Source organism: Bauldia litoralis (assembly GCF_900104485.1).
In the GTDB taxonomy this organism is placed as follows: Bacteria; Pseudomonadota; Alphaproteobacteria; order Rhizobiales; family Kaistiaceae; genus Bauldia; species Bauldia litoralis.
The window spans coordinates 684,897-694,413 of record NZ_FMXQ01000002.1; the positions used below are offsets into that span (position 1 = coordinate 684,897).

A 9,517-nucleotide genomic window follows, 5' to 3' on the forward strand; every position below is an offset into this window, starting at 1 on the left:
GACAAGCACAACGCTTGCGGGAGACGAAATCTTGCATGAACGGGGCCGGCGACCTTGCGGCTGCCGGCCCCGTGGTTAGGTAGCCGGCCTAGCTCGCCGGGATGTACGGGCCGAGTTCGCCGCCGAAGATCGACGGATCGTACTCGACCTGCTTCCGCGGAACGATCTTGACCACCTCGAGCAGATCGAACTGGCTCGACGGGTTCTCCTTGCCGCGCACCACAAGCACGTCCTTGAAGCACTGGTGATCGGCGGCGCGGTAGAGCGTCGGGCCGTTGCCCATGCCGTCGAACTCGAAGCCTTCCAGCGCCTTGATGACCTCCGGCGGATAGAAGGTTCCGGCCGTCTCCACGGCGTTGGCATAGAGCAGGGTCTGCACGTAGCAGGTCTGCGCGGCCTGCGACGGCGGATTGCCGTATTCCTGGCCGAACGACTTGACGAAGGCCTGGCTCGCATCGTCCTGCAGCGACCAGTTCCAGTTGGTCGTGCCGAGGATCCCCTTGATCGCGTCACCCGCGCCCTGCGCCATGAGGCGCGAGAACAGCGGCACGACGATCTCGAAGTTCTTGCCATTCGCCTGCTTGTCGCGAAGCCCGAACTGGACGGCCTGGGTCAGCGAGTTGACCATGTCCTTGCCGTAGTGGTTCAGGATCAGCACGTCGGCGCCCGAATTGAGCACCGGCGTGATGTATTGCGAGAAGTCGCCGGCGCCGAGCGGGGTGCGGACGGCGGCGGCCGTCTTCCAGCCGAGCGCTTCGGAAGCGTTCTTGATCGACTCTTCCTGGGTCCAGCCCCATGTGTAGTCGGCGGTCAGGTGATACGCGACGCGGTCGGTGCCGTATTCCTCGGCCAAAATCGGCGCCAGCGCTTCACCGGACATGTAGGCGTTGAAGAAGTGGCGGAAGCCGTAGCGCCGCTTGTCCTTGCCGGTGGTGTCATTCGAGTGGGTCAGGCCGGCCATGAAGATGATGCCCATCTCCTGGCAGAGCGACTGCACCGCCACCGCGACGCCGGACGACGAACCGCCGGTGATCATGATGGCGCCGTCCTTCTCGACCATCCGCTTGGCGGATGCGCGGGCGGCATCGGACTTGGTCTGGGTGTCGCCGGTGACGAACTCGACCTTCTTGCCGAGGATGCCCTTACCCGTGAGGTTCGATGGCGTGAAGGTGTTCATCATGCCGCCGTCGCCCTCGCCATTGAGGTGCTTGACGGCCAGCTGATAGGCGCGCAGCTCGTCCGCGCCTTCGTCGGCATAGGCGCCGGTCTGCGGAACGTTGAAGCCCAGCGTGATGCTCGGTCCCGATGTCTTTGACGGGAAGTTGCCGATCGGCTGTTCCTCGGCCCATGCCTGGCTGACGAAATGGAGCGGAGCCACCCCGGTCAGGCTGAGGGCGCCGAGGGCGGTGGTTGAGGCAAGCGATCCTTTGAGGATCGAGCGCCGCGAAAGCGGCGTATCGAGCCGCGTCTTGCGGTCTGTCATGAAGTCCTCCGGGCGTTTCCTGTTGACGAGAGGCGCGGGGTAGCCGTGCGTCTTATTGTTGTTTCCCCATGCGCCAATGCTCGGGGGTTCGTGTCAAGCAGTCAACAACCTATTGATAAGTCAGCAGAATCCTGTAAATATATTGCATTGTATCTGCTAACTTTGTAAAATTGTGACTCGACACAGTGGAGAACCCTGACGTGCGCGCCCCGATCGGCCAGAGAATTCGCAAGCGCCGTCAGGAGGTTGCTCTCTCCCAGGTAGCGCTGGCGGCGCGCGTTGAAATCTCGCCGAGCTACCTCAACCTGATCGAGCACAACAAGCGCGCCATCGGCGGGGCCCTGCTCAACCGCATCGCGACTGAACTCGACCTCGACAGCCGGGCGCTGGCCGGCACCGAGGAAGCGCGACTCATTGCCGAACTCAGCGAGGTCGCCGCCGACTCGGCGTTGTCGGGCATCGCCCTCGATCATCGGGAGGTCAGCGAGATTGTCGCTGCCAATCCGAAGGCGGCCCGGGTCATCCTCGCCCTCTTCCGCGCCTATGGCGAAGCCCGCATGCGGTCCGACCTGATGGGCGAGCGCCTCGGCGAGGAGTCCTTCCTGGCCGAGGCCAGCCAGCAGATCCTCGCCCTGATCACCACGATCCGCTCCTATTCCGAGATCCTCAAGGATCACGGCGACCTCAGCGACGACGAACGCGCCCGCTTCGTCGACACCCTCGTCGGCGAGAGCGAACGCCTCGCCTCGCAGGCTGGCGACCTGTTCGATTTTCTCGGTGGCCGCGGCGCCCGGCGGCCTCGCCCCTCGCCACGCGAGGAGATCGAGGACTTCGTCTCCGATCACGCCAACCATTTTCCGGGTCTGGAAGCGGCCGCCGAAGAGGTCCGACCGTCACTCGGCATGGACGATGTCGGCACCCTCGCCCGCTACCTGCTCGACCACCACGGCGTCACTGTCGCGCGCGCTTCGATGGCGGGTTCCGGCGATGAGCTTTTCGAACCGGACGGCAAGCGCTTCCTGCTCGCCGACACGCTCGGCCAGGGTAGCCAGCGCTTTCGGCTCGCCCGCCTGATCGGCGAACTGGAATACCCCGATCTGCTCGCGACGCTCACCGCCAGCGCCAGCCTCACTTCCGGCAGCGCAAGCGCCCGCCTCAAGCGCGCACTGGCCAACTATTTCGGTGCCGCGCTCCTCATGCCGTACGAGGACTTCGCCGTTGCGGCCACGGAATCGCGCCATGATATCCAGCGACTGGGCGCCCGTTTCAACGCCAGTTTCGAGCAGGTCTGCCATCGGCTGGCGACTCTGCGCCGCCCCGGCATGGAAGGAGTGCCGCTCCATTTCCTGCGGGCCGACATCGCCGGGAACATCTCGAAGCGCTTCAGCGCCTCCGGGTTACGGCTTCCGCGTTACGGCGGCGCATGCCCGCGCTGGATCGTGCACCACGCCTTCGCCACCCCGGACCGGATCGTCACCCAGGTCGCGCGGCTGCCGGATGGCGACGCCTATCTCTTCATCGCCTCGACCTGTACCCCGACGCCCGGCACCGAGACGCTCGGCAGCCATCACGCCGTGATGATCGGCACGACCGTCGCCAATGCCGCGAACTTCGTCTATGCCGACGGCCTCGATCTCGACAATCTGACCCACGCCGTTCCCGTCGGCGTCACCTGCCGACAATGCTCGCGCGACGACTGCGCCCAGCGTGCCTTCGACCGCCTGCCGGAGCCCGGCGCTCGCGCAATGACATGACGGCGTTTCGGCGCTACCATCGACCAACAGAAGAATGACAAGACCGGAGCGATCGCTGCGGTCGGGTGGGGAAACCGTGACAGCTGGCTCCGTTCTCGTGGCGGAAGACGAGCGCAATCTCGCAGAGGCGCTCTCGTTCCTGATGCAGCGCGCCGGGCTTGAGGTGACCGTTGCGCGCGACGGTCCCTCCACGGTCGACATGGCCAGACGCATCAAGCCGGACGTCATCGTCCTCGACATCATGCTGCCGGGCTTCGACGGATTCGAGGTCATCGCCGCCTTGAAGGACAATGCGCTCAACCCGATGCCGCGCATCATCATGCTCACCGCCAAGGGTCATGAGAAAGACAAGCGCAAGGCGCTCGATCTCGGCGTCGATGACTACGTGACCAAGCCATTCTCCAACCGCGACGTCGTCGAGCGCGTCCAGGCGCTGCTGATCCAGGGGAAGGTCGCATGACACCGGTTCCGCCTCCCGAGGCGCGGCTGACCGACCGGGCCTTCGTCCTCCCTCTCCTGACGCTGGTACTCCTGACCCCGCCGATCATCACGATCTTCGACGTACCGATCTTCTTCTTCGGTATCCCCCTCCTCCACATCTACTGCTTCGGGCTTTGGCTCGCGGCGATCGCCGCCGGCGGCATTCTGTCGAGCCGCATTGCCGGGCGCCGGACCGCCCGGGTCGCCCCGCCCCGGCCCGGTGGCGGGGAGAGCGACTGAGCCATGCTCGACACCGCCACGATCGTCGCGGTCGCGCTGGCCTATCTCGGTCTCCTCTTCGCCATCGCCTGGTACGGCGATCGCCGCGCCGACACCGGCCGGAGCCTGATCCGCTCACCGGTCGTCTACACCTTCTCGCTGGCGGTCTATTGCACGTCCTGGACCTTCTATGGCGCGGTCGGCACCGCGGCGCGGCGCGGCATCGAGTTCCTCACCATCTACACCGGACCGACGATCATCTTCCTCGGCTGGTGGTTCCTGCTGCGCAAGATCGCCCGCATCAGCAAGTCGCAGCGCATCACCTCGATCGCCGACTTCATCGCCTCGCGCTACGGCAAGAGCGCCAGCCTCGGTATGATCGTCACGGTCATCGCGATGATCGGAACGATGCCCTACATCGCCCTTCAGTTGAAAGCGGTCTCGACCAGCTTCGCCGTGCTGGTCAGCTACGAGGCGACCCCCGACCTGGCGATCGCGCTGACCAGCCCGCCGGCCGCGACCCTGACCGACGCCGCCTTCCTCACCGCGATCGGCATGGCCGTCTTCGCTATCCTGTTCGGCACCCGCCACATCGACGCCAACGAGCATCACGAAGGCATGGTCGCGGCTATCGCCTTCGAGTCCTGCGTCAAGCTGCTGGCCTTTCTCGCCGTTGGCTTCTTCGCGATCTTCACCCTCGGCAGCACCGCGACGCCCGGCGCCGGCGAAGCCGCGATGTCGGCCGGCTGGAGCAACCTCACCCGGTTTCCCGAGGGCGGCTCGGGACGTTTCCTGACCATGACCTTCCTGTCGATGGCCGCCATCGTCTGTCTGCCGCGCCAGTTCCACATCACCATCGTCGAGAATGTCGACGAACGACACCTGTCGACCGCGTCATGGCTCTTCCCGACATACCTCTTCCTGATGAGTCTCTTCGTCCTGCCGATTGCCGCGGCCGGCCTGTCGCTGCTGCCGGCCGGCGCCAACCCGGACTTCTACGTGCTGACGGTGCCGATGACCCAGGGCCACAACGGGCTCGCGCTGCTCGCCTTCATCGGCGGGCTCTCGTCAGCAACCGCTATGGTCGTGGTCGCGGCGATCGCCTTGTCGACGATGATATGCAACGACCTGGTCATGCCGGTCCTCCTGCGGATCCGCTGGCTGCGGCTTGAGGACCGCGGCAACCTCGCGACGCTGCTTCTCTACATCCGCCGTATTGCGATCTTCGCGGTCCTGCTGCTGGGCTACGCCTACTACCGGCTGACCGGCGAGTCCGGCCCGCTTGCCCAGATCGGGCTCGTCTCCTTTGCCGTCGCCGCCCAGTTCTTCCCCGCCATCATTGGCGCGCTGTTCTGGAAGAATGGCACGCGGGCCGGCGCCCAGACCGGCCTGATCCTTGGCTTCCTCACCTGGGCCTACACGATGCTGGTCCCCCTGCTCGCCCGCAGCGACCTCTTCAGCGGCTCGATCCTCGAACCCGGCCCCTGGGGCATCGCCGCGCTCCGGCCGGAGGCGCTGTTCGGCCTCGAAGGCTGGGAGCCGCTGACCCACGCCCTGTTCTGGAGCATGGCCGCCAACATCTGCGGCTATGTCCTCGTCTCGCTCTTCTCGAAGCAGGACACGCTGGAGCGCATCCAGGCGGCGATTTTCGTCGATGTCTTCCGCCGGCCGCCGGCCGAGGCGCAGGTCTGGCGTCGCTCCGCGGCCGTCGAGGAACTGCACGCCTTGTTGCAGCGCTTCATCGGCACCGAACGCGCCGACCGGGCGTTTCGCGACTACGCCGCCGAGCACGGACAGCGGATTGGCGACATGCCCGAAGCGGACGCCGACCTCGTCGCCTTCGTCGAACGCCTGCTCGCCGGCAGCGTCGGCGCCGCCTCCGCCCGCGGCATGGTCGCCTCGATCGCCAAGGGCGAGTTGCTCGGCTTCGACGAGGTGATGGCGATCCTTGAGGAAACCCACCAGGTCATCGCCCACAGTCGCGAGATCGAGCAGAAATCCCGCGAACTGGAGGCCACCGCCCTCGAACTCACCCGCGCCAACGCCCAGCTCAAGGAGCTCGACCGCCTCAAGGACGATTTCCTGTCGACCGTCAGCCATGAATTGCGGACGCCGCTGACATCGATCCGGACCTATTCTGAAATCCTCAGCGACCACGACGTCTCGGAGGAGCAGGCCGACCGCTTCCTCGACATCATCTCGAGCGAGACCCAGCGCCTGACCCGGTTGCTCGACACCATCCTCGACCTCACCCGCCTCGAGCAGGGCCAGGCCGAATGGCGGATGGCCGATGTCGACCCGAGCGCCGTGCTGGAAGATGCGGTCGCCGCCACGGGCGGCCTGTTCCGTGGTCGGCAGTTCGACCTCAAGGTCGCCATCGAGCCGTCCGCCGCCCCGGTTCGCGCCGATCGCGACCGGCTGATGCAGGTCTTCATCAACCTCCTGTCCAACGCCGCGAAATTCGCCGAGCCAGGCGATGGCCGGGTGATGGTCGTCGGACGCCCCGACGACGGCGGCTATCTCGTTGAGGTCACCGACAATGGCGAAGGCGTCAGCCCGCAGGATCGCGAGCTGATTTTCGAGAAATTCGCCAAGGCCCGCGACCGGAACACCGGCCGGCCGTCGGGCAGCGGCCTTGGCCTGACCATCTCCCGCCACATCGTCGAGCACCACGGCGGCCGGATCTGGACCGAAACCCCGCCGACGCGCGGCGCCCGTTTCTGCGTTCACCTCCACTCGGTCCGCCCACCGTCGGGCAGCCGCAAGCCAGCCCTGGCCGAGGCAGCCGAATGAACGCGCGCCCGACGACAGCCCCGACACAGATCAAGGTTTGCGATGCCGCGACGACCTATGGTTCGGCCGTCTCGGGACGACGAAGGGAGCCTCGCACCTGATGGGCAAGTATGCGGAGACCTACGGCCGGTGGCGTGACGACCCGATCGGTTTCTGGGCCGAGGCGGCGTCGGCGATCGAATGGGAAACGCCGTGGCGCACGGCCTTCAATCCCGACATGGGCGTCTACGGACGGTGGTTCCCCGGCGCCCGCTGCAACACCTGTTTCAACGCGCTCGACCGCCACGTCGCCGAGGGCCGCGGCGATCAGACGGCGATCATCTACGACAGCCCCGTCACCGGCGTGAAGCGGCGGATCAGCTATCTCGAACTCCTCGACGACGTCGCCACCTTCGCCGCCGTCCTGGCCGACCGGGGCGTCGAGAAAGGCGATCGCGTCATCCTCTACATGCCGATGGTGCCGGAAGCGCTGGTCGCGATGCTGGCGACCGCTCGCCTCGGCGCGGTGCATTCGGTGGTCTTCGGCGGCTTCGCGGCGCATGAACTGGCGTCCCGCATCGACGACGCCGAACCGAAGCTCATCGTCACCGCGTCCTGCGGCATCGAACCCAGCCGCATCGTCGCCTACCTGCCGCTGGCCGCCGCCGCGATCGATCAGGCGCGGCACAAGCCCGACGGCATCATCGTCGTCCAGCGCGAGCAGCATGTCGCCGACCTCAAGCCCGGCCGCGACCATGACTATGCGGCCCTGATGGCGGCGGCGCGCAAGGCCGATCACGCCCACGAGTGTGTGCCCATCGACGCCACCGACCCGCTCTACATCCTCTACACCTCCGGCACCACCGGCCAGCCAAAGGGCATCGTCCGCGACACCGGCGGCCACATGGTCGCGCTCGAGTGGTCGATGACCAACGTCTACGGCGTCGCGCCGGGCGAGGTCTTCTGGGCGGCGTCCGACATCGGCTGGGTCGTCGGCCACTCCTATATCGTCTACGCCCCCCTCATCCACGGCTGCACCACCGTTCTCTACGAGGGCAAGCCGGTCGGCACGCCGGACGCCGGCGCCTTCTGGCGGGTCGTCGAGGAGCACGGCGTCTCGGCGCTGTTCACCGCCCCGACGGCCCTTCGCGCCATCAAGAAGGAGGACCCGGATGGCGCCTTGATCGAGAATTACGACCTGTCCGGCCTCCGCGCGCTGTTCCTCGCCGGCGAGCGGGCCGATCCGGAAACCGTGCGATGGGCCGAGGACAAGTTCGGCATCCCGGTGATCGATCACTGGTGGCAGACCGAGACCGGATGGTCGATCGGCGCCAACCCGATGGGGCTGGAGGCGTTGCCGGTCAAGCGCGGCTCACCGACCGTGGCGATGCCCGGCTACGATATTCGCATCCTGGACGATGCAGGCCATCCGGTAGCGCCCGGCAAGCTCGGCAACATCGTCATCAAGCTCCCGCTACCGCCAGGCTGCCTGCCGACGCTCTGGCGCAACGACGACCGCTTCCAGACGAGCTACCTCGTCGAATTCCCCGGCTACTACCAGACCTCGGACGCCGGCTACATTGATGCCGACGGCTATCTCTTCATCATGGGACGCACCGACGACATCATCAATGTCGCCGGCCATCGCCTCTCCACCGGTGGAATGGAGGAGGTGGTCGCCAGTCACCCGCAGGTGGCCGAATGCGCGGTCATCGGCGTTGCCGACAGCCTCAAGGGCCAGTTGCCCCTCGCCTTTCTCGTTCTCAAGGCCGGCGCCGAGGCCGATCCGGATGCCATCGAGGGCGAAATCATCGCGCTGGTCCGCGACCAGATCGGTCCTGTCGCCGCGCTCAAGACCGTGCTCGTCGTCCCCCGTCTGCCCAAGACCCGCTCCGGCAAGATCCTGCGCGGCACGATGAGCAAGATCGCCGACGGCGAATCCTTTCGCCCGCCGGCGACGATAGACGATCCCGCGATCCTCGACGAAATCGCCGAAATCCTTCGGAGCCGCGTCGGCGCCTCCCCAAGGTAACGACCGGTTGGCAACGCTCGCCGATTCGACCATCTGACCCGCATCACGTGGGCGAGCCGCAGCTGCGGGCGATATCGATAGCCACGCGGCGGCGGTAGTGGCAGAATTGCTGAAGTAGCCTACACAGGGAACCTGTAATCTACACTGCGCCCCGACGCAGCTTGCCGTAGCCTGACACGTGGAATCGTCGAAGAAGTAAGAGTCGACGAACTGAAGACCGCTGACCGCAAGGTTCGGTTCGGATTCGTGATGGGAGATGGATATGGTCAATCACTCTCGTAGCGCTTTGCTCGTCGGCGCCATGGCCTGTTCAGCCTGGGTGCTCGCCGCGGCTTCGATCGCATCGGCCCAGGGCAACCCGGACCGCAACGCCTACTTCGGCGAGCAGCATATCCACACGAGTTGGTCGGTCGATGCCTGGCTCTTCGGCAACCACCTGACCGGTCCCGACGACGCGCTGAAATATGCTCAGGGCCAGGCGATCAAGCATCCGCTGGGCTACGAGATCAAGATCGAGCAGCCTCTCGACTGGATGGGGGTGACCGATCACTCCGAGTATGTCGGCATTACCAAGCAAGCGAACACTCCTGGCTCGCCGGTCAGCAAGATGCCGGAGGCGCAGCCGCTGATCCTGAAGGATCCGAACAACCCCGCCGACGTGGCGAAGGTCTTCGCCTATCTCGTTTCGCTGGTCAGCAAGCCGCCGATCAAGGCATTCATGACACCCCAGGTCGCCGGCACGGTCTGGAAGGAAAACGTCAAGATTGCCGACGAGAA

At 65.9% G+C, this 9,517-nt stretch carries 7 protein-coding genes; 6 read left to right on the top strand and 1 reads right to left on the bottom strand.

The window, feature by feature from the left end; translation table 11 throughout:
• Positions 1–88: 88 nt before the first annotated feature.
• Positions 89–1,483 carry a substrate-binding protein gene (locus BLT60_RS07250; RefSeq protein ID WP_175478324.1) on the bottom strand — a complete coding sequence of 465 codons (1,395 nt, stop codon included), beginning with the start codon at positions 1,481–1,483 and terminating at the stop codon, positions 89–91.
• A gap of 200 nt (positions 1,484–1,683) precedes the next feature.
• Here BLT60_RS07250 and BLT60_RS07255 point away from each other — a divergent pair, with 200 nt between their 5' ends.
• From BLT60_RS07255 to BLT60_RS07280, 6 genes are all read left to right on the top strand, one after another.
• Positions 1,684–3,237, top strand: a complete 1,554-nt coding sequence (locus tag BLT60_RS07255; RefSeq protein WP_175478325.1) for a helix-turn-helix domain-containing protein — start codon at positions 1,684–1,686, stop codon at positions 3,235–3,237.
• A 76-nt stretch (positions 3,238–3,313) separates the two neighbouring features.
• On the top strand, positions 3,314–3,697 hold the full coding sequence (locus BLT60_RS07260; RefSeq protein ID WP_210185553.1) for a response regulator transcription factor: 384 nt from the start codon (positions 3,314–3,316) through the stop codon (positions 3,695–3,697).
• Entirely contained in the window at positions 3,694–3,957 is a 264-nt protein-coding gene (locus BLT60_RS07265; protein WP_090875717.1) for a hypothetical protein, read from the top strand. Before BLT60_RS07260 ends, BLT60_RS07265 begins: the two co-directional genes overlap by 4 nt.
• A 3-nt stretch (positions 3,958–3,960) precedes the next feature.
• Entirely contained in the window at positions 3,961–6,729 is a 2,769-nt protein-coding gene (locus BLT60_RS07270) for a sensor histidine kinase (protein ID WP_090875718.1), read from the top strand.
• Positions 6,730–6,829: 100 nt separating this feature from the next.
• Positions 6,830–8,740 carry a propionyl-CoA synthetase gene (locus tag BLT60_RS07275; RefSeq protein ID WP_090875719.1) on the top strand — a complete coding sequence of 637 codons (1,911 nt, stop codon included), beginning with the start codon at positions 6,830–6,832 and terminating at the stop codon, positions 8,738–8,740.
• A 262-nt stretch (positions 8,741–9,002) separates the two neighbouring features.
• Positions 9,003–9,517 (top strand): DUF3604 domain-containing protein (locus BLT60_RS07280; RefSeq protein WP_244521168.1); only part of this gene is annotated, 515 nt, incomplete at its 3' end.

What these genes read in the sequence shown, in the direction of transcription:
- BLT60_RS07275 (WP_090875719.1), top strand. Translation starts at nt 6,830, where the DNA reads ATGGGCAAGTATGCGGAGACCTACGGCCGGTGGCGTGACGACCCGATC.
- BLT60_RS07270 (WP_090875718.1), top strand. Translation starts at nt 3,961, where the DNA reads ATGCTCGACACCGCCACGATCGTCGCGGTCGCGCTGGCCTATCTCGGT.
- BLT60_RS07250 (WP_175478324.1), bottom strand. Translation starts at nt 1,483, where the DNA reads ATGACAGACCGCAAGACGCGGCTCGATACGCCGCTTTCGCGGCGCTCG.
- BLT60_RS07265 (WP_090875717.1), top strand. Translation starts at nt 3,694, where the DNA reads ATGACACCGGTTCCGCCTCCCGAGGCGCGGCTGACCGACCGGGCCTTC.